Source organism: bacterium (genome assembly GCA_020440705.1).
Lineage (GTDB): Bacteria > Krumholzibacteriota > Krumholzibacteriia > LZORAL124-64-63 > LZORAL124-64-63 > JAGRNP01.
The window spans coordinates 1-19,536 of sequence record JAGRNP010000078.1; the positions used below are offsets into that span (position 1 = coordinate 1).

Annotated in this window: 16 protein-coding genes; 8 read left to right on the forward strand and 8 right to left on the reverse strand. The window is 69.7% G+C overall.

Going from position 1 to position 19,536, the window contains the following annotated elements; translation table 11 throughout:
* The coding region (gene gatE, locus KDM41_12010; GenBank protein MCB1184151.1) for a Glu-tRNA(Gln) amidotransferase subunit GatE at positions 1–1,660 on the reverse strand (1,660 nt) is incomplete at its 3' end.
* 273 nt (positions 1,661–1,933) lie between these two features.
* Here gatE and KDM41_12015 point away from each other — a divergent pair.
* Complete coding sequence (locus KDM41_12015; GenBank protein ID MCB1184152.1) at positions 1,934–2,614, forward strand: redox-sensing transcriptional repressor Rex; 681 nt, start codon at positions 1,934–1,936, stop codon at positions 2,612–2,614.
* 75 nt (positions 2,615–2,689) lie between these two features.
* Here the strand turns inward: KDM41_12015 and KDM41_12020 are convergent, their stop codons facing one another.
* The 4 genes from KDM41_12020 to KDM41_12035 all read right to left on the reverse strand — a co-directional run bounded on the left by KDM41_12020 (position 2,690) and on the right by KDM41_12035 (position 8,299).
* On the reverse strand, positions 2,690–4,990 hold the full coding sequence (locus KDM41_12020) for a carbohydrate binding family 9 domain-containing protein (GenBank protein MCB1184153.1): 2,301 nt from the start codon (positions 4,988–4,990) through the stop codon (positions 2,690–2,692).
* 92 nt (positions 4,991–5,082) lie between these two features.
* Entirely contained in the window at positions 5,083–6,096 is a 1,014-nt protein-coding gene (locus KDM41_12025; GenBank protein MCB1184154.1) for a ketoacyl-ACP synthase III, read from the reverse strand.
* Between the two features lie 60 nt (positions 6,097–6,156).
* Positions 6,157–6,831, reverse strand: coding sequence for an SPOR domain-containing protein (locus KDM41_12030; GenBank protein ID MCB1184155.1), 675 nt, complete (start codon positions 6,829–6,831; stop codon positions 6,157–6,159).
* A 4-nt stretch (positions 6,832–6,835) separates the two neighbouring features.
* A complete protein-coding gene (locus tag KDM41_12035; GenBank protein MCB1184156.1) occupies positions 6,836–8,299 on the reverse strand; it encodes a sodium/proline symporter in 1,464 nt (487 codons plus the stop codon).
* Between the two features lie 169 nt (positions 8,300–8,468).
* On the opposite strand from KDM41_12035, the gene KDM41_12040 reads away from it, so the two are divergent.
* Both KDM41_12040 and KDM41_12045 read left to right on the forward strand, forming a co-directional pair.
* On the forward strand, positions 8,469–9,287 hold the full coding sequence (locus KDM41_12040; protein MCB1184157.1) for a ZIP family metal transporter: 819 nt from the start codon (positions 8,469–8,471) through the stop codon (positions 9,285–9,287).
* 10 nt (positions 9,288–9,297) lie between these two features.
* Entirely contained in the window at positions 9,298–9,996 is a 699-nt protein-coding gene (locus KDM41_12045; protein MCB1184158.1) for an HAD-IA family hydrolase, read from the forward strand.
* Positions 9,997–10,012: 16 nt separating this feature from the next.
* Here the strand turns inward: KDM41_12045 and KDM41_12050 are convergent, their stop codons facing one another.
* A complete protein-coding gene (locus KDM41_12050; GenBank protein MCB1184159.1) occupies positions 10,013–10,525 on the reverse strand; it encodes a hypothetical protein in 513 nt (170 codons plus the stop codon).
* A 75-nt stretch (positions 10,526–10,600) separates the two neighbouring features.
* Between KDM41_12050 and KDM41_12055 the strand changes: the two genes are divergently transcribed.
* Both KDM41_12055 and KDM41_12060 read left to right on the forward strand, forming a co-directional pair.
* Positions 10,601–11,368: a methyltransferase domain-containing protein gene (locus KDM41_12055; GenBank protein MCB1184160.1), complete on the forward strand. Its 768-nt coding sequence runs from the start codon at positions 10,601–10,603 to the stop codon at positions 11,366–11,368.
* Positions 11,369–11,389: 21 nt separating this feature from the next.
* Positions 11,390–13,522, forward strand: coding sequence for a S9 family peptidase (locus KDM41_12060; GenBank protein ID MCB1184161.1), 2,133 nt, complete (start codon positions 11,390–11,392; stop codon positions 13,520–13,522).
* 96 nt (positions 13,523–13,618) lie between these two features.
* On the opposite strand, the gene KDM41_12065 is transcribed toward KDM41_12060, so the two are convergent.
* Complete coding sequence (locus KDM41_12065) at positions 13,619–14,032, reverse strand: hypothetical protein (protein ID MCB1184162.1); 414 nt, start codon at positions 14,030–14,032, stop codon at positions 13,619–13,621.
* Between the two features lie 145 nt (positions 14,033–14,177).
* On the opposite strand from KDM41_12065, the gene KDM41_12070 reads away from it, so the two are divergent.
* A complete protein-coding gene (locus KDM41_12070; protein MCB1184163.1) occupies positions 14,178–14,735 on the forward strand; it encodes a sigma-70 family RNA polymerase sigma factor in 558 nt (185 codons plus the stop codon).
* A complete protein-coding gene (locus tag KDM41_12075) occupies positions 14,728–15,096 on the forward strand; it encodes a hypothetical protein (protein MCB1184164.1) in 369 nt (122 codons plus the stop codon). The genes KDM41_12070 and KDM41_12075 overlap by 8 nt, the downstream gene beginning before the upstream one ends.
* A 7-nt stretch (positions 15,097–15,103) precedes the next feature.
* On the opposite strand, the gene KDM41_12080 is transcribed toward KDM41_12075, so the two are convergent.
* Entirely contained in the window at positions 15,104–15,844 is a 741-nt protein-coding gene (locus KDM41_12080) for a hypothetical protein (protein ID MCB1184165.1), read from the reverse strand.
* Between the two features lie 147 nt (positions 15,845–15,991).
* On the opposite strand from KDM41_12080, the gene KDM41_12085 reads away from it, so the two are divergent.
* Positions 15,992–16,954, forward strand: coding sequence for an integron integrase (locus tag KDM41_12085; protein ID MCB1184166.1), 963 nt, complete (start codon positions 15,992–15,994; stop codon positions 16,952–16,954).
* The last annotated feature ends 2,582 nt before the right edge of the window (positions 16,955–19,536 follow it).

Consider the following 19,536-nt stretch of genomic DNA (forward strand, 5'->3'; position numbering starts at 1 on the left):
CGTGCCACCACGACCCGGCCGCGCCCAGGCTGGCCGGCCGGGGGCAGGAGCGGTCGAGCAGCAGCGAGGCCAGCTGGTGCGGGGTGGGCCCGCCGGCGCCCGCCGGCACCGCGGCCAGGTCGGCGAAGAGATCCCAGGCCCGATGCCGGGCCAGACGCGTCGCCAGGTCCGCGCCCACGCCCATCTCGCGCAGGCGCGCCTCCCGCTCCCAGGGGCGCAGGGGCAGGCTGTCCCGGATCCCGTCGACGCGGGCGTCGTCCAGCCGGATCGGCGGCAGGTCCGTGTCGGGGTACATGCGGTCGGCGCCGGGCAGGATCCGCTCGAAGCCGGTGGTGCCGTCGTCCAGGGCCTGGCGGGTCTCCTGGGGCACGCCGAGGGTGGCTTCCCGCGCCCGGATGGCGATCTCGCCCACGGCCGTGCGGGTGTCGGCCGCGCGGCCCCACACCAGGAGCACGGGCACGTCGGCCGCCACGCCGCAGGCCTTGCCGATCCGCTCCCACTCGCCGCTGCTGAGGCCCGGGATGTCCTGGGTCGAGAGCGCGAGGTTGGGCAGGTCGTCGAGGCAGGCGATGACGCGCACCCGGTCGCTGAACTCCTTCAGGAAGCTGGTGCGAGGCTGGGTCTGGCACTCGAGCAGGCCCTGGAAGCCGGGCAGCGCGATGGCCATGACCGTGGCCCCCTTGCCGATGGCCTGCTGGATGAACTTGCAGGCCGTGCCGCGCACGATGGGCGTCACGTCGTGGCCGATGTCGTCGATGTCGGCGGCCGTGATGCCGCGGCGCGCGAGCTCGCCCCGGATGCCCACCAGCGAGCGCTGGCGCAGCGCCTCGTTGTGGGTCAGGCGGGGGATCGCCCGCAGCGACGGCACGCCCTTGATCTCGATGCGCGTGCCCCCGGTCACCGAGACGTTCACGTCCTGCCGCGCGGCGCCGGGCCCCGTGCGCACCAGCCCGCTGACCCGCGCCAGGTGCCGGATGACCTGACCCACGAGCATGGCCTCCTCGGGCGTCTTCATGTCCGGATCGGTCACCGTCTCGATGAGCGGCATGCCCAGGCGGTCGGTGCGGTAGACGCGCCGGTGGCCCCGGTCGCTCACCTCGCGGCAGCTGTCCTCCTCGATGGAGAGCTGCCGGATGTGGATGTCGCGTCCCCGGAAGGGGATGTCGCCGTCGGTGCCGATGATGGCCGTGCGCTGGAAGCCGGTGGGGATGCTGCCGTCGAGGTACTGCTTGCGCGTGATGTGCACCTCGCCGACCACGTTCAGGCCCAGCAGGATCGAGACGCCGATGGCGCGGTCGAGGGCCACGTCGTCGATCTCGAAGGGCGGGGCGTCGTCCATCTCGTAGGTGCAGACGGTGTTCTGGTTGAGCAGGTAGACGATGTCCTTGCGGGTCTTGAACTCCATCAGGGCCGTGCCGTCGTATTCGCCCATCTCGCTCAGGGTCGGCCGCATGTGCCGCAGGATCTCGGCGTGGTGCTCGTTGTTGTTGTACTGGCCGGCGGGGCAGCGGCAGAAGAGCTTGCGCACCGTCAGGAGCTGCTGGTGCACCTCGAGGCCGCACAGGAAACCGAGGTCGGCGTAGTCGGCGGGGCCCAGGCTGCCGAAGGCGGGCAGGGGCTGGCGCAGCCAGGGGTCGGCGACGAGAAAACGATCGTCCATGGGCGGCGGTCCTCGCGAAATGGGATCGGGACGTGGGGACGGGTCCACACCGGTCGGAGTCCAAGATAGAGGAGCGTAAACCGAACCTCCAGTTTTCGTTGGCCTGATTCCGCGAGCCCCGTTTTCAAAATCGGCGATTACCAAAATCGTCCCATTTTCTGACTTGACGAAATTTAACAACCTCGCTATCGTAGCTTGACAACGATTTCACAGCTTCGTGCGCCCGCGGAGCGATTTTGTGAGTTTCCTGACAATCGTGGAGGAGGCGGCAGGGTGAGGAAGAACCGGAAGAGTTGCGATGTCCCCGATGCCACGATCCATCGGCTCCCCCTCTATCTCGAGAAGCTGAAGATGCTCCAGGCCATCGGCGTGGAGGACGTTTCGAGCCGCCAGCTGGCCGAGTCGCTGGACATCAAGGCCAGCCAGCTGCGCCACGATTTCCACTACTTCGGTGGCTTCAGCCGCCCCGGGCGCCCGTATCAGGTGGAGAAGCTGGTGCCGGCCCTCGAGAAGATCATCGGCATCTCCGTGCCCCAGCCGACGGCCATCATCGGCGCCGGGCACCTGGGCCAGGCCCTGGCCAACTACCAGAACCTCGATCTGCAGGGTTTCCCGGTGAAGGGCATCTTCGACACCAACCCGAAGCTGGTCGGGGTCGAGATGCGGGGCTGCCCCGTGCGCGACATGGACGAACTCGAAACGGTGATCCAGGCCGAGAAGATCAAGATCGCCATCCTCACGGTGCCCGCCGCCCAGGCCCAGGGTGTGACCGACCGCCTCGTCGGCGCCGGCATCATCGGCATCTTCAACTTCGCCCCGACCGACCTGAAGGTCCCCGAGGGCGTGGCCGTGCGCAACGAGCGGCTCGCCGTGGGCATCATGTCGCTCAGTTTCAAGGTGAAGTGCATCCTGCAGGCCCAGGAGATGTACAACTCGGGCCCCGAGTCGATCTGAGCCACGGCCGATCCCGGACGAGGCAAGGCCGGCCCCATCAAGGGGCCGGCCTTCTCTTTGCAGCGCCTGGCGCGGCTAGATCTGGAACAGGTACTGGATCTTCATGAAGTAGGTGCGGGCCATCAGGCGCCACTTCTCCTCCTCGAAGCCCGGGTCGGGGCTGAACTCGCCGTAGTTCCGCGTGGAGCCCACGTAGAAGATCGAGAACGGGTTCAGGCGCCAGGTGAGCAGGGGGTCGGCGTCCCAGCTGTTGGCGAAGTCGTTGTACTGCAGCACCACGCGCGCCGACCACTCCCGGCTCAGCTGCAGGTTCAGCCGCGAGCGGGCCACGTAGCCCGCGAACAGCCGCTGACCGTCGTCGACCGACGTGGAGCGGATGTAGCTGAAGCTGTTCTCCCAGACCAGCCGGCTGACGGGCTTGAGGTTCACCCACCCCGAGTAGTTCGTCTCCTTGCCCATGACCAGGTCGCCCCGGGCGATGCGATGGCCGTACGAGTAGCTGCCGCCGCCGTTGATCACCTCGGCCGGATTCAGCTGGAAGTCGATCTCGTTGAGGAAGATGCCGTCGAACTGGACGTCGTGGAAGAGCTCGTTGCTGTCCATGTGCTCCAGTTCGATGTAGGTCTGGGCCCAGCGCAGGCGGGTCCAGATGGCGCCGCCCAGCCACTCGTCCTTCTTCAGGCCGTCGAAGTTCCACACCCGGCCGGCGTGGGCGCTGACGCCGACCCGGTCGAAGAGCGGGTGGTCGTCCAGGTAGAAGGTGTAGCTGTTCCACAGCGTCGTCTGGTGCTGGTCGTTGCGGGGCTCGAAGCCGTTCTCGGCCCGGTAGGTGGGGCTGCGGCCCCAATAGTCGAAGTCGAGGCTGTAGTGGCGGCCGTAGCGTTCGAAGCTGGCGTAGGCGGCCTGGCCCCAGAAGGTCTCGCCGTCGAAGCTCCGGGTGTGCTTGCCGCCGTCGAAGGTCTCGCCGTCGAGGTCGGCGGTGAGCGCGGGGGCGTCGGGCTCCTCGGTGTAGCTGCCCAGGACCTGCAGTTCGATGGACGCGTTCTGGGTCAGGCGCAGCCGCGTGTCGCCGCCGAAGGTGGTGCCCGAGCCGCCGCCTTCGTGGCGCCGGTCGGTGAAGATGGCGCCGGCGTGGGACTGGGACCCCAGGGTGCGCTGGTAGCGGCCGAGGGTCGACCAGCTGCGCCCCGCCTCGAGCAGCACGCTCTCCTCGGCGAAGGGGATGATGTAGGGCGATGCCTCGTCCTGGGCCGTCATCACGGCGAAGTTCGAGGCGCCGGGCCGGCCGGTGGCCTTGGCCGCCCACAGGGGCTGGTTGATGGAACGGGTGTAGACCACGTTGAACCAGGTGTTCCACAGGTCGCTGCCCTCCTGGAAGAAGGGGCGCTTCTCCGGGTAGAAGAGGGCGAAGGTGGAGTTGACGTCGATCTGGGCCGCGTCGGACTCGACCTGGCTGAAGTCGGGATTCACCGTGGCCTCGGCCGTGGTGGTGGGCCCGATGCCGTACTTCACGCCCACGCCCGGCTCGCCCTTCAGGTCGCCGTTCGCGAACTCGCCGGTGTCCTCGTCGCGCCGGCTGGCCTGGCTGGCCACGAACGAGGGAAGGATCTCCAGGCCGCTGCCCGGCCGCACGCCCGTGATGCCGCGCAGGGTGCCCCAGTTGCAGGGCCAGCAGTCGTCGTCGCGGTCGTATTCGCCCCACGAATACTGGCCGCGCACCTCGCGGGGATGGTTGCGCCAGAAGTCGACGCGCCACACCTGCTCCGGCTGGTCCGGGAAGCGCAGCCCCGTCCAGGGGATGGCCATCTCGACCACCCAGCCCGTGTCGGTGATGCGGCCGCTGGTGTAGTAGACCAGGTCGTAGGTCATGTCCTCGCCGTGGCCCGCCGACCAGAGCAGGTCGCCCTGGATGCCGTAGGGGTTGGCCGCGATCTCGTAGGCCCAGCCCTGGCTGGCGAAGGTGTCCAGCGCGAGGATCACGTAGTCGTCGTTCCAGATGCGGTCGCGCTCGGTGAAGGTGGCGCGCACCCGGGCCGGATCGTCGAAGCACTGCCAGGCGATGTAGAGGAACTCGTCGTTGTAGGTGACCCACACCTCGGTGTCGACCGGGGGGCGGGTCTGGTCGCCGGGCTGGTGCTCGACGAAGTTCAGGGCGGGGGTGAGGCCCTCCCAGCCGGCGTCGTCCAGCACGCCGTCGATGGCGATGGGGCCGCGGGCGGGGCGGGTGGTGAGTTCGGGGAAGCGCACCGCCTCCCAGGCCGGGTGGTGGTCGGCCCGCTGGGCCGAGGCCGCGCCGGCGGCGAGCAGCAGGGCGCACAGGGCGAGGCCGGCGGCGGCGCGTGGCCGCGCGGACGAGGTCAGGGGCGGATTCTGCAAGGCCGTTGGTCCTTCGCGTCGGGAGGTGCGGGGACGGACCCGACACCTACGCAGGGGCGCCGGCCGGGTTGCACCCCGGCGACCGTTTTCCGCTACCAGCGCAGCAGGTTGGCGCCCCAGGTGAACCCGGAGCCGAACGCCACCAGCACCACCAGGTCGCCCTCCCGCACGCGCCCCTCGGCCACGGCCTCGGCCAGGGCGATGGGGATCGAGGCGGCCGTCGTGTTGCCGTAGCGTGCGATGTTCGCGTAGACCTTCTCCGGGCCGAACCCGAGGCGGGCGGCGACCGCGTCGGTGATGCGCTGGTTGGCCTGGTGGGGAATGACGAGGGCCACGTCGTCCGGCGCGACGCCCCCCTTCGCCAGCACCGCGGCGATGGCCTCGCCGAAGCGCCGGGTGGCGTGCTTGAAGACGAGCGGGCCGTTCATGTGGGGGAAGTGCAGGCCGGCGTCGAGCATGGCCGGGGTGACGCGTCCCGCGACCGTGGCCTCGGGCGCCACCACGCACAGGTCGCGGGCGAAGCGCCCCTGGCTGTGCAGCACCGAGGCGAGCACGCCGCGGTCGGTGCCCTCGCGGGCCTGGACCACGGCGGCGCCGGCCCCGTCGCCGAACAGCACGGCCACGTCGCGGCCGGCGGTCGTCGCGTTCAGGGCGGTGCTCTGGACCTCGGCGCCGATCACCAGCACCGTGTCGGCGGTGCCCGCCCTGATGAAGCCGTCGGCGGCGGCCAGCCCGTACACGAAGCCCGTGCACTGGTTGCGGATGTCCATGGCGCCGGCGGTCTGCAGGCCGAGCAGGTCCTCGACGAAGACGCCGTTGCCGGGGAAGAAGAGGTCCGGGTTCAGGGTCGCGAAGATGACCTGGTCGACGTCGCCCGGGGCGACCCCCGCCCGGTCCAGGGCCGCGCGCGCCGCGGCGGCGCCCATCTCGCTGCCGGTCATCTCGGTGCGGCCGTCGGCGTCGCGCCGCAGCCAGCGCCGTTCGCGGATGCCGCTGCGCTCGACGATCCAGGCGTCGCTGGTGTCCATCAGGCGGGTCAGGTCGTCGTTGGTCACGACGTTGTCGGGCACGAAGTACCCGGTGCCGGTGATCACGGCCTGGCGCATGGGATCCTCCTGGCGGGGCCGTGCCGGCGAGTGGGCAGGCGCGTGGTCAACGGGACCGGCTCAACGGTGCTGGGCGATGGCGCCCGGCATGAGGGTCCGGTTCTGCTTGATGAAGGTCTCGGCGTCGGCGCGCGACGGGAAGTAGCCGATGCGCACGCGGTAGATGATGGTGCCGTCCGAGGTGTTGCCGACCTTCACGCGGGCGTCCCAGCCCTTGGCCTGGAGACGCTCGGCCTCGCGGTCGGCGTTGTCGGCGTTGCCGAAGGAACCGACCTGCACCACGTAGGGGCCGAGCTCGAGGGGCACGACCTGCGCGCTGGGCTTCTGGGTCGGGGTCGTGGCGGGCGTCGCGGTGGCGGCCGGCGTCGTCGTCGCGGGGGCGGGCGGGGTGGTGTCCGGGGTCGGCACCGGCGTGTCGGCCGCGGCGGCGGCGGCCGTGGGCTTCTGGCCGGCGCCCTCCTCGGGCACGAGGGTCGTGGACTCGCCGGCGATGTCCACGTCGCCCGAATGGATGGGCGCATCGGACAGGTTCGATTCGACGTCTGGGGCGGTGACCACGGTCTGCTGTTCGCCGATGCCCGCGGGCACGTCGGCGCTCTGGGTGCGGAACAGGAACACCGCGCCCACGATGCACACGAGGATGGCCAGCCACATGATGCGCGGCATGCCGCCCCCGCGGCCGGCGTTGCGGCGGCGGGTTCCGTCCTTCAGCAGTCCCTGTTTCTTGCCTGTCATGTGGTCACCCTTCCCTGGGTTGGATCGGCTGCTCGGTGTCCGGCTTGAGCAGGCTGAAGGCCACGGTCGCGACCAGGGCGGCCGCGAAGCCGGGAATCATCTCGTAGAGGGCCGCCTTGAGCGGCGCGACGTTGTACCAGGCCACGACGACCACGGTTCCGCTGACGAAGCCCGCCAGGACCCCCGCGCGGCTGGTGCGGCGCCAGTACAGGGACAGCAGCAGCGGCGGGCCGAAGGCGGCCCCCAGGCCGGCCCAGGCGTACAGCACCATGTTGAAGACCAGATCCTGGGCCCGCCACGCCAGCAGGAAGCCGACCAGGCCCACGCCCAGGGTGGCCCAGCGCCCGATGGCCACCAGGCGCGCCTGGGAGGCGTCGGGCCGGATCAGCCGTCGGTAGATATCCTCGCTGATGGCGCTCGCCGATGCAAGCAATTGGCTGTCGGCGGTGGACATCATGGCCGCGATGGCGCCCGTGATCATGAGCACCGCCAGCCCGGAGGGCATGAAGTGGCGGGCCATCATGGGCATGAGCTGCTCGGAGTCGGCGATCAGGCCGCCCTCGCCCACGATGTCCGGCCCGAAGAAGGCCACGCCGGTGATGCCGATGAGGATGGCCCCGCCGAAGGCGATCAGCGCCCAGGCGATGGCGATGACGCGGCCCTTGGCCACCTCGGCGCCCGAGGTGATGGCCATGAAGCGCAGCACCAGGTGGGGCTGGCCCATGTAGCCCAGGCCGATGGCCAGGCTGCCGGCCACCGCGCTGGCGGCCGCCCAGCCCGAGGCGCCGGGCGCCAGGGCCAGGTAGGTGCCGCCGAGGGCGGCCAGGCGCTCGTGCAGGCCGCCGAAGCCGCCCAGTTCGGCCAGCACGGCCAGGGGCAGCACGGCCAGGGTGACGAGCATGATGATGCCCTGGACCAGGTCGGTCCAGGCCACCGCGAGCAGGCCGCCGGCCGCGGTGTAGAAGAGGATGAGCACGGCGCCGATGGCCATGCCGGCCAGGGGCGGGATGTTCAGGTAGTAGTTCAGCACCTTGCCCGCGGCGAGGAACTGGGCCGCCACGTAGAAGGTGAAGAAGAAGAGGATGATCACCGTGGCGGTGATGCGCAGGGCGTGGCCCGGGTCGGGGAAGCGGGCGGCGAACCAGTCGGCCAGGGTGATGGCGCCCACGCGCTCGGTCTCCTCGCGCAGCCGGCGGGCCACCACGAACCAGCTGAAGGCGATCCCCGCGCAGCAGCCCACGCCCACCCAGAGGGCGGTCAGGCCCGAGGCCCAGGCCACCGCCGGCAGGCCCACCAGCAGCCAGGCCGACTCGCCGCTGGCCCGCTCGCTGAAGGCCGCCACCCAGGGGCCCAGCTTGCGGTCGGCCAGCAGGTAGTCGTCGAGGGTGCGGTTGCGCCGGGCGGCCCAGCCGCCGACCCCGAGGATCAGCACGCTGTAGATGATCAGTCCGACGACGAGGGGATTCAAGGGCGCTCCATCCGTGGGCGAGGGTTCCGTCGGGCCATTCTAGGGGGAATCCGGCCGGGGGATCAATGATGAACCGGATCCGGACCGGGGGTGACACCCGGGCCGGGCACCCGTATCATGGGCGCTTGTCAGGAACGAGTCCCGCTGGCCGCGCCCCCGGAGGAATGCCGTGACCCCACCCCAATGGTTCGTCGATTGCGGCCCCGTGCTGCAGGCCCTGGCCGCCACCATCTTCACCTGGGGGGTGACGGCCCTCGGCGCCGCGGTGGTGTACGTCTTCAATACGGTCAACCGCAAGCTGCTCGACGCCATGCTCGGCTTCGCGGCCGGCATCATGATCGCGGCCAGCTTCTGGTCGCTGCTGAATCCGGCCATCGCCATGGCCGAGGCCCAGGGCCAGAACGCGGTGCTCGCGGCGGTGGTGGGCTTCCTGGCCGGCGGCGCCTTCCTCTACCTCGTCGACAAGAGCCTGCCCCACCTGCACCTGGGCTTCCCCACGGAGGAGGCCGAAGGCCCCTCGACGAGCTGGCACCGCTCGGTGCTGCTGGTGCTCGCCATCACCCTGCACAACATTCCCGAGGGCCTGGCCGTGGGCGTGGCCTTCGGCGCCGTGGCGGTGGGCGTGCCCGAGGCGAGCCTGGGCGCGGCCATGGCCCTGGCCCTGGGCATCGGCATCCAGAACTTCCCGGAGGGGCTGGCCGTGGCGGCGCCCCTGCGGCGCGAGGGCTGGTCGCGCACCAAGAGCTTCATGTACGGCCAGGCGTCGGGCATCGTCGAGCCCATCGCCGGCGTCATCGGCGCCGCGGCCGTGATCTGGATGCAGCCGATCCTGCCCTACGCCCTGAGCTTCGCCGCCGGGGCCATGATCTACGTGGTGGTCGAGGAGCTCATCCCCGAGTCGCAGCTCGAGAAGAACACCGATCTGGCCACCATCAGCGCCATGGTCGGCTTCGCGGTGATGATGTCCCTCGACGTGGCCCTGGGCTGAGCGCGGGCCCATGCCGAAGGTCGCCGCGATCATCTTCGACCTCGACGGCACGCTGGTGGCGTCGGGCCGGGACATCGCCCGCTCGGCCAACCACGTGCGCGAGGCCCTGGGCCTGCCGGCGCTGCCCGAGGCGACGGCCCGCTCCTACGTGGGCGACGGCGTGGTGCGGCTGCTCGAGCGCACCCTCGGCCACGACAGCGCCACCGGCCGGACGGGTGCGGCGGGCCGGGCGGTGACGCCCGACGAACTGCGCCGCGGTCTCGACCTCTTCGCCGCCCACTACGCCGACCACCTCCTCGACACGACGCGACCCTACCCCGGCGTGCCCGAGACCCTGGCCGCCCTGGCCCACGTGCCCCTGCTCGTGGCCACCAACAAGCCGCGGGGCTTCACCGACGCCATCCTGGCGGGCTGCGGCCTGGACGGGGTGTTCGCCCGGGTCGTGGGCGGCGACGAACCGCCGGCCCGCAAGCCCGACCCGGCCCACCTGGCCATGGCCACGGCGGGGCTGGGCCTCGAACCGGCCCGCGTGGTCATGGTGGGCGACAGCCCCAACGACGTGAACGCGGCGCGGGCCTTCGGCTGCGTCTCGGTGGGCTGCACCTTCGGCCTGGTCGAGCGCGCGGTCGTCCTGGCCAGCCGGCCCGACCACGTGATCGACGCCTTCGGCGAACTGCCGGCGGTGCTGGCGGACGGGCAGGGGAGCTGAGGGCGCGGCGGCGGGCTCAGGCCAGGGCGTCGCGCAGGCCCTCGAGGGTGGCCTGCACGTCGGCCACGGTGTAGGGGTCGTCGGGGGCCGGCTGGCGGCCGTGCACCTCGAAGCGGGGCGTCTCGCCGTAGGCGCGTCCCCAGCGGGCGTCGACCTGGCGCACGAAGTCGGTCAGGGCCAGGCGCGAGGCGAGCACCGTCTCGAGCCAGGTCCGCACCAGGCCGGCCGGATCGTCGAAGTGGTTGGCCAGCAGGGGCGGATTGCCCTCGAGGCGCACCAGGACCGTCTGGATCAGGATGCCCTCGGGATCGACGACGCGCTTTTCGAGAAGTTCGCGGGTGGCCATGAGCAGCTGCCGGTCGGGCCCCACGGGCGAGGCACCCTTGAGGGCGTCGCCCGCCTCGCGGCCGACGGCTTCGGCCACGTCGAAGGGGCGGCCCTGCCGGATCTCGCGGGTCAGGTCGTCCTCGGCGTCGGCGGCGGGGTCCGGGGCGTCGGGCCGCGGGTCTTTGTCCTTGGGCTGACTCATGATTCCCCATTATCATGGAAGCCGTTGCCACGGCCAAGCCGAAATCTGCGCCGCCCGCGCGGCGCCGGAGAGCCCTTGTCCCAGTCGCCCGACAACGCCACGACGCCGCCGCCCCATCTGGCCGGCGGCATGCCCGCCCGGGCGGGGCAGCTCATCCTGACGCGCCGCGTGCGCCTGGTGACGCCCCACCTGCCGGCGCCGTGCGGCCACCTGGTCGACTTCGGCTGCGGCAACGGGGCCCAGACCCTGCTCTTCGCGGGGCGGGCGGAGCGCCTCACCGGCGTCGACGTGGAGCCGGCCTTCCTGGCCGAGTTGGCCCGGGACGCCGCCGCCGCCGGCCTGGCCGACCGGGTCGCGGGGCGGGCCCTGGTCGACGGGCGCATCCCCCTGGACGACGCCAGCGCCGACGCCGTGACCTCGTTCACCGTGCTCGAGCACGTGCCCGACGAGCGTGCGGCCCTGGCCGAGATGCGCCGGGTGCTGAAACCGGGCGGGGTGCTCGTGGTGTCGGTGCCCAACCGCTGGTGGGTCTTCGAGACCCACGGCTGCGACCTGCCCCTGCTGCCCTGGAACCGGGTGCCGCTGGTGAGCTGGTGGCCCCGGGCCCTGCACGACCGCTGGGCCCGGGCCCGCATCTACCGGCTGCGGGAGATCGCGGACCTGGTCGCGGCGGCGGGATTCACGGTGGAAAAGCGGTTCCGCATGACGGCGCCCATGGATATGATCGGCAACGAGAAGCTGCGCCGCCTGGTCCGGACGACCCTGTTCCGGACCGATCTGGCGGCGCTCCCGGTGCAGGCCACGGAGAACTTCGTGGTCGCGCGCAAAACCCAGGCCCCCTAGGGCCGAAAGCGAGCGAGTCCGATGGCGATCGGCAACCAGTCCCCGCGCGGGGTGAAGGCGGTCCTGTTGATGAGTACGATCCTGACCCTGCTGGCCGGCTGCGGCGGCGACCGGCCCGAGCCGCCGGTGGCCCGGGTCGAACCCCACAGCATGACCATCCACGGCGACACCCGCGTCGACGACTACTACTGGCTGAACCAGCGGGACAATCCCGAGGTGATCGCCTACCTGGAAGCCGAGAACGCCTACCTCGACGCCATGATGAAGGACACCGCGACCCTGCAGCACACCCTCTTCGAGGAGATGAAGGGACGCATCAAGAAGGACGACAGCTCGGTCCCCTACGAGAAGGACGGGTACTGGTACTACAGCCGCTACGTGCCCGGCGGCGAGTACGCCCTGCACTGCCGGCGCCCCGGCGCCATGGAGGCGGCGGAGGAGGTGCTGCTCGACGGCAACGCCATGGGCCGGGACGAGGGCTACTTCTCCCTGCGCGGCGTGAGCGTGAGCCCGGACACGAAGCAGCTCGTCTACGGCGTGGACACCCAGGGCCGGCGCCTCTACACCCTGCACTTCAAGAACCTCGAGACGGGTGAACTGGCCCCCGAGCGCATTCCCGGCAGCACGGGCAACGTGGTGTGGGCCAACGACAACCAGACGGTGTTCTACGGCCGCCAGGACCCCGAGACCCTGCGCTCGTACCAGATCTGGCGCCACGCCGTGGGCAGCGACCCCGCGGGCGACACCCTCGTCTACCAGGAGGACGACGACACCTTCTCCTGCTACGTGAGGCGCTCGCGCTCGGACCGGTACCTGTACATCATCAGCGACCAGACCCTGAGCTCGGAAGTGCGCCTGCTCGAGGCCGACGATCCGTTCGGCGAGTTCCGCGTCTTCCAGCCGCGGCAGCGCGACGTGGAATACCACATCAGCCACCAGGGCGACCGCTTCCTCGTGCACACGAACCTGCACGCGCCCAACTTCCGCCTCATGGAGTGCGGCCTGCAGGAGACCTGGCTGGCCAACTGGCGCGAAGTGGTGCCCCATCGCACCGACGTGCTCCTGGAGGACGTGGACGCCTTCACCGACTGGCTCGTGCTGACCGAGCGGCGCGACGGCCTGAGCCACCTGCGCATCGTGCCCATGGATGGCGCGCCGGACCACGACCTGGACTTCGGCGAGCCGACCTGGTCGGTGTGGTCGTCGTTCAACCCGAACATGGACACCGACGTGCTCCGCTTCGGCTACGAGTCGCTGACGACCCCGACCACCACCTACGCCTACGACATGCGCACGCGCGAGAAGACGGTGCTGAAGCAGGAAGAGGTCCTCGGCGGCTTCGACGCCGGCGACTACGTGGCCGAGTACCTGCACGCCCCGGCCCGCGACGGGGTCCAGGTGCCCATCTCCCTGGTGCGGCGCAAGGACACGCCCGTCGACGGCACGGCCCCGCTGCTGCTCTACGCCTACGGCAGCTACGGCCTGAGCTCGGACGCCGGCTTCGACAGCGGGCGCCTGAGCCTGCTGGACCGCGGCTTCATCTACGCCATCGCCCACATCCGCGGCGGCCAGGAGATGGGCCGCTGGTGGTACGAGGACGGCAAGCTGCTCAAGAAGATGAACACCTTCACCGACTTCATCGACTGCGGCCACTACCTGGTGGACCGCCAGTACGCCCGCCCCGACGGCCTCTTCGCCTACGGCGGCTCGGCCGGCGGCCTGCTCATGGGCGCGATCGTGAACCTGGACCCGGACCTGTGGGCCGGCGTCACCGCCGCGGTGCCCTTCGTGGACGTGGTGACGACCATGCTCGACGAGTCGATCCCCCTGACCACGGGCGAGTTCGACGAGTGGGGCAACCCGAAGGAGAAGGTCTCCTACGACTACATGCTGAGCTACTCGCCCTACGACCAGGTGGGCGCCCACGCCTACCCGCCCCTGCTGGTGACGACCGGCCTGCACGACAGCCAGGTGCAGTACTTCGAGCCGGCCAAGTGGGTGGCCAAGCTGCGCGCGAAGAAGACCGACACCAACCCGCTGCTCTTCAAGACCAACATGGAGGCGGGCCACGGCGGCAAGAGCGGCCGCTTCCGCCGCCTCGAGGAGAAGGCGCTGATGTACGCGTTCTTCCTGGACCTGGCCGGCAGGAACTGACGGCCCGCCGCCGCCGCGCCGCCGCCGCGCAGCAGACGACCAAGGCCCCGGACACCGACGTCCGGGGCCTTGGCCTCTGTGCGAAACCGGAGGGGATCAGCAGGCGCCGCCGGTGCGGTCGTCGAAGCGGTCGCGGTTGATGTAGTCGTTGATCAGCAGCGCGATGCCCACCGCCCCGGTGATCAGCCCACCCACGACCAGCGGCAGGTGGAAGCCCACCAGCCCGATGTCGATGAACCGGTCGCCCGCCACCAGCGCGACGCCGATGGCCAGGCACACCATGCCGCTGCGGTAGGGCAGGCGCGGCCCCGACTTCTCCTGCACCTCGAGGGCGCCCGGATCGGCCCCGTGCTCGATGGCCTTCTCCATGAGCCGCATCTTCTGCTGCTTCTGCAGGTGCTCGGTGATGATCGCCACGATGGGGATGCCCATCGACAGGGTGATCACGATGATGGGCAGCAGCAGCCCCATGAACTGGGACTGGTCGGACTGGGCCAGGAATGCGATCATCGCACGGTCCTTTCGGCAGAGGTCGGTTGCGGGGTCTCGGCGTCGCGTTCACCGGGTCGGACCCGCCCGGTGCCCCGCACGTTACAGGATTTTCCGCCCGCATCCGACCGGTAACTTTTCCGCGCCCGACCGGGTCCCACCCGACATGAACGACGCCGTCCTCGACGCGCGCGAGCATCCGGACCGCTACCTGCCCCTGGATCGCCGCAGCGCCGCCCTCTTCCTCGCCGACTGGGAACCGCTCGTGCGCGGCGTGCTCCTGCGCATGCGCGTGCGCGAGCTGGACGCGGCGCTCAGCGAGGTCTTCCGCCGCGCCCTCCAGGGCCTGCCCGAGTTCCGGGGCGAGAGCCGGCTCTCCAGCTGGCTGTACCGCATCGCCTGGCGCGAGGGCCTGCGCCAGGCCCAGCGCGAGCAGGCCCGCGACGCCCGCGAGGCCCCCCTCGAGATCGCCGTCGAACGGCCGGATGGCGCCGAGGACCAGCTCCGCACCCTCGAACGCCGCGAGACGGCGGCCCGGGTGCGCGCGGCCCTGGCCCGGCTCCGGCCCCACGACCGCGAGATCCTGGCCCTGCGCTATCTCGAGGAGCTGCCCTTCGCCCAGGCGGCCGAACGGCTCGACATCTCGGAGACCGCGGCCAAGGTGCGCAGCCACCGCGCCCTGACCCGCCTGCGCCTCGTGCTGGAGGAGGACGACCATGAGTGAGCGCAAGAGCCTGTCCGAACTGCTCCGCGACGAGGCCGTGCACCACGCGGCCGACGCCCCGCCCGCGTCCGCCGGCGACGGCAAGTGGCGCGAGGCCCTGCTGCAGGAATTCGCCCATGGTCCCGCCCTGGGCCCGGCCACGCACCGCGCCCCGGAACGCCCGCCCCTGGCGCCCCACCACCTGGCCGTGCTGGCACCCACCGGCGTGGGCCTGTTCGTGCTGGGCTGGCTGGCGGGCAGCGGCCGCCTCGACTTCGGGCGGCTGGCCCAGATCCCGCCCTACGGCTGGGCGGCGGTGGCGGCGGCGGCGGGAATCGGATTCGTGCTGTGGCGCGGCGTCGGCTCGCGCCGGACGCGGTAGGGGGACCTCAGGGCAGCAGGGTGGCCTTGCGCACGGCGACGCGGTCGGCCCCGTCGAGTCGGTAGTCGAGACGGAAGAGATACAGTCCCGCCGCCTGGCGGCGTCCGGCGTCGTCGGTGCCGTCCCAGGCCAGGTCGAGCGGACCCTGCGGCCGCACACCGGCGGCGAGAGTCCGCACCAGGCGCCCGCGCGCATCGAACACGGCCACCTGCACCGGCCCGGCCTCGGGCAACTCGAAGCGGAGCTGCGTGCGCGGGTTGAAGGGGTTGGGCGCCGGCCGCCGGAACACCACCCCGGACCGCACCCCTCCGGGCACGTCGGTCACACCGGAGAGGATCGTGAAGTCGCCGCTGGCCACGGTGGTGCGGTTGCCGAAGGCGTCGGTGGCCGTCACCACGAGGTGCACGGTGCCGGACGTCGTGTCGGGCGCCGTCCAGCTCCAGGTGCCCGCCTGATCGCCCGGAACGTCGGGCCCCGCCTCCCAGAGCAGATCGCCGAACCACACCTCGGTGCGGTTGTCGCCCGCATCGGTGCCCGGATGGTCGTCGGCCAGGCTGTAGCCGAGGCTGATCTGCTGCCCCGTCTGGAGCACGGTGTGCGCGGCCGGATCCTCGACCGTGACCACGGGCGGCGCCGTGTCGACGACCGCGGGCCCGCTGTCGCCGAACCCGGTGCCCGCCCGCGCGCAGACGCCGGCACCCAAAGCGGCGACGAGCAGTGCGGCGATGACGAGGCGGCGCAGCATCACGGGAAATTCCTCGGGGATACGGAGCGACCGGTACACGCAGACCGCCCCCGGGGGCGGCCCTGTTTTGCACAATGATACCAGAGTTTGATGACCCTGGCAATCGGGGTGCAGCCCTTGCTAGGCTCGGCCGGACGAAAGGAGTCCGCCATGTCCGAGCCCCGCCTCATGGAACGCGTCCGCGACGCCATGCGCCTGAAGCACTACGCCCGCCGCACGGAGCAGGTCTACGTGCGCTGGATCCTGGACTACATCCGCTTCCACGGCACCCGCCACCCCGCGGCCCTCGGCCGCCCCGAGGTCACGGCCTTCCTGACCCACCTGGCCGTCAAACGCAAGGTCGCCCCCTCGACCCAGAACCAGGCCCTCGCCGCCCTGCTCTTCCTCTACCGGGACGTGCTGGGCGTGGAGATGCCCTGGCTGGACGACGTGGTGCGCGCCAAACCCCGCCGCAACCTGCCGGTGGTGCTCTCGCGCAGCGAAGTGCGCGACCTCCTGGACCAGCTCCAGGGCACCCCCCGCCTCATGGCCGCCCTCATGTACGGCGGCGGCCTGCGCCTGCTCGAATGCTGCCGCCTGCGCGTCAAGGACGTCGACTTCGACCGCCGCCAACTGGCCGTCCGCCGCGGCAAGGGCGCCAAGGACCGCGTGACCCTGTTCCCGGACGGCCTGCGCCCCGCCCTCGAGGCCCAACTGGCCAGCGTCCGTCGCCAGCACCAACGCGACAGCGCCAAGGGTGCCGGCTGGGTCCTGCTCGATCCGGGCCTCACCCGCAAGTACCCGAACGCCGGCCACGAACTCGGCTGGCAATGGCTCTTCCCGGCCACCCGCGTGCACACCGAGCCGGAAACCGGCCACGGCTGGCGACACCACCTGCACGAAACGGTGCTGCAACGGGCCGTGAAGGACGCCGCCCGCGCCGCCCGCATCTCCAAGCGCGTGACCACCCACGTGCTGCGCCACTCGTTCGCGACCCACCTGCTGGAGGACGGGTACGACATCCGGACCATCCAGCAGCTGCTCGGCCACAAGGACGTGCGGACGACGATGATCTACACCCACGTGCTGGAGCGGGGACCACTGGGGGTGAAGAGTCCGTTGGATCGGTTGTAGGGGAGGGGAGGCAGGGGCGAGCCGGCACACGGATAGGGTGGGAGGAAACACAATGGCTCCCACCCCAATTCTATTTAGACAACCCATTGCGCAAGCTAATCCAAATTGGGCCAGCACGGGTTGACTGGTGTCTTTCAGTAGCTTAAACTCATCCCAAGATTTCTGGAAGCATTTAGACAAGCGGAATCTCGGATTCACATAGAAAACGCGTAAACCCCAGTTTCCCAACTTATCCGAGAACCGCCGAATAGTAGTTAGATAGGCAGAAGAGTCAAAGGGCAGTCGATGGTCACCTTGCGAGCAACAGGAAAGGTCCTGAAGTACCTTCCGCCGGCGGTTGAGGTTTCTGCCGACTCTGATACGGCGCTGGGTGACTGGTGCGTTAACCGGGTGTTCGTCGGCCGTCAGCCGCTTCTGCTCCTAGTTAGTGAGCTATCTCTGCTTGCTGTTGTTGTACCGGCTCGCGACGCCCGAACTCTTCCACTTCGTCTGCGCGAACTTGTAGGGGCCCGGTTGGAGAGGCTGGGAGTTCGACGGAAGGTTCTCGCAAGTGAACTACTTGCAATGGGTGAGGTAGTCGTCGCAAAGACAAACAGTCGTTCAGTGTTGGGTACAATGAATGACTTCGCATTCCTTATGCCTTCCTATTGGGAGGCTGGGGCGAGCCAGTTGCAGGGTCTGGCAGCAGTTGAAGGGCGGCTAGCCGAAACTCCATGCCTGGTGTCTCGAAAGCTGTCCGAGTCCTTCTATCCAGTGGAGAAGGCCGAGCAGTTACTGACGGCCAAATGGTCGCCATAAGGCTCCTCGGGGTTTGCTTTGTTCATGGCGGTTGCAAGTGATTGGAGGCACAATGCGAGCTAAGTATAGGTGGATACTGCTGACCGTGCTGGTTGGCGTCGTTTGCTGGGGTATCGGTCGATACTCGAATCCTGGTTTCGAGTTGCGCGTAGAGGTTTCCGACACAGGCACTGTGCTTACGTCGCAACGCGGTTGCGGCTGGAAGTCGGCGTCGTACTCCGGTGGAGAGAGTTCATATACGTTCGAGGTCAGCAAGAGCGGGGTTCGGAGCGTAGGGCCTCAGGTAGCTAGTCGCTAGGCTATCTAACAAGCGCTTTCACCCGACAAGGCCACCGGTCACGCCGCTTGCTTTCGCAAGCGTCGCGCCCTGGCCGCTGCGCGGCCTGGCCTTGCAGGTGAAGCACAACGTTGTGCGGACAACTTAGAATTTTAAGAGAGTTATTGCCGAGAGTTCTTGGGGTGGCCCCCAGTGACGCATCGGCCCCTGGCCGAGCCGATTCGGCGGCCGATCTCGACGGTTTTTCGGAGCCTCAAGAACCCAGAATGGACCGAATGGCATTGCGGCAGTTTCCGCTGGAGTGGACCGCCGTGGCCCGCTCGTCGTGGCAGAATTGCCCTGGAAAGTGCAGATCGGCCACCGCGCTTCGATCCTGGAGTTGGGCTGCCCGGCTGGCCTTGGCAATCTCTCGGCGACGAGATGGCGCTGAGCGTTGGTGGTGACGGAAGCTCGCCTGTCGCGTCGGCCAGGCGGGTGTTCGGCCGCCGCCCGGAGCCCTGTCGATTGGAAACCCAATCGCAGTGCAATTGATCGGACCCGGAGGCCTTGGTAGAATCACAGAGCGAATGCTCTTGGGTTGTTGGGCACCCGCGCTTGGGGCCGCCTCACAACAAGTGCTTTCACCTGACTGCGCTTTTTGCGTCACGCGGCTTGCTTGCGCAATCCGCGCGCCGCAACCGGCTTCGCCGGCCGCTTGCAGGTGAAGCACAACGTTAGGTACACAAGGTTTATAGAGCATTATGGCTAAGAGCGGCGCCATGTCGCGCCGCATCGCGGAAACGTACTCGCACCCAGTCCATCTGGTTTGGCCACAGAAAGCTCCGTCGTGATCGCTTGTCATCGGGCCGGGCTCCGTCCAGCATCGTACTGAGCCGGGGCACCGAGTTCCAGAGCGAGGAGCGGCCTCGGGACCCGCTGGGTGGCAGGGGCCAGGCCTCGGTTGCCTCGAGCGGGCACAAGTGTCTGGTTTTGTTCTGGGGTCTGGCGGCTTGGCTCTTTCGAAGGGTGTCGGCACGCGCCTTCGGCACCGGCCTGACCCGGCCGGTCTGGAATCCGCCCTGGAAAGGTGTGGCGGGAGACCTGGCCGCCGGCGGTGCAGGCTTCTGGCGGGGAGAAGGTGCCTGGGTTCCTGCCTAGAGGGCCCCAAGGGATTGCTCGTCGGGTCGCGGGTCCCGCGGCCTGGCGTTGAACGCGGCATGCGCCTGGGAGGTAATCCCGGGAAGACCACCGGGCTCGGGGCCGTCGCTGAATTCGGTGCTCGGTTCGTTTGATCGGGCTCGCTGACTGCGGTAGACTTATTCGGTGAACAGTTGGGGCGTAGGAAGCATTTTTTGGAACCTAACAAGTGCTTTCACGCGACAGCCGCACCGGTCACGTCGCTTGCGTGCGCAAGCGCCGCGCCCTGCCGGCTTCGCCGGCTGCGGCTGCACGTGAAGCACAACGTTGTGCGGACAACTTAGAATTTTAAGAGAGTTATTGCCGAGAGTTCTTGGGGTGGCCCCCAGTG

Excerpts from the sequence above, each read along its gene's own strand:
- KDM41_12075 (MCB1184164.1), top strand. The coding sequence starts at position 14,728 with ATGAGTGAGCGCAAGAGCCTGTCCGAACTGCTCCGCGACGAGGCCGTG.
- KDM41_12060 (MCB1184161.1), top strand. The coding sequence starts at position 11,390 with ATGGCGATCGGCAACCAGTCCCCGCGCGGGGTGAAGGCGGTCCTGTTG.
- KDM41_12065 (MCB1184162.1), bottom strand. The coding sequence starts at position 14,032 with ATGATCGCATTCCTGGCCCAGTCCGACCAGTCCCAGTTCATGGGGCTG.
- KDM41_12030 (MCB1184155.1), bottom strand. The coding sequence starts at position 6,831 with ATGACAGGCAAGAAACAGGGACTGCTGAAGGACGGAACCCGCCGCCGC.
- KDM41_12070 (MCB1184163.1), top strand. The coding sequence starts at position 14,178 with ATGAACGACGCCGTCCTCGACGCGCGCGAGCATCCGGACCGCTACCTG.
- KDM41_12025 (MCB1184154.1), bottom strand. The coding sequence starts at position 6,096 with ATGCGCCAGGCCGTGATCACCGGCACCGGGTACTTCGTGCCCGACAAC.
- KDM41_12050 (MCB1184159.1), bottom strand. The coding sequence starts at position 10,525 with ATGAGTCAGCCCAAGGACAAAGACCCGCGGCCCGACGCCCCGGACCCC.
- KDM41_12045 (MCB1184158.1), top strand. The coding sequence starts at position 9,298 with ATGCCGAAGGTCGCCGCGATCATCTTCGACCTCGACGGCACGCTGGTG.
- KDM41_12085 (MCB1184166.1), top strand. The coding sequence starts at position 15,992 with ATGTCCGAGCCCCGCCTCATGGAACGCGTCCGCGACGCCATGCGCCTG.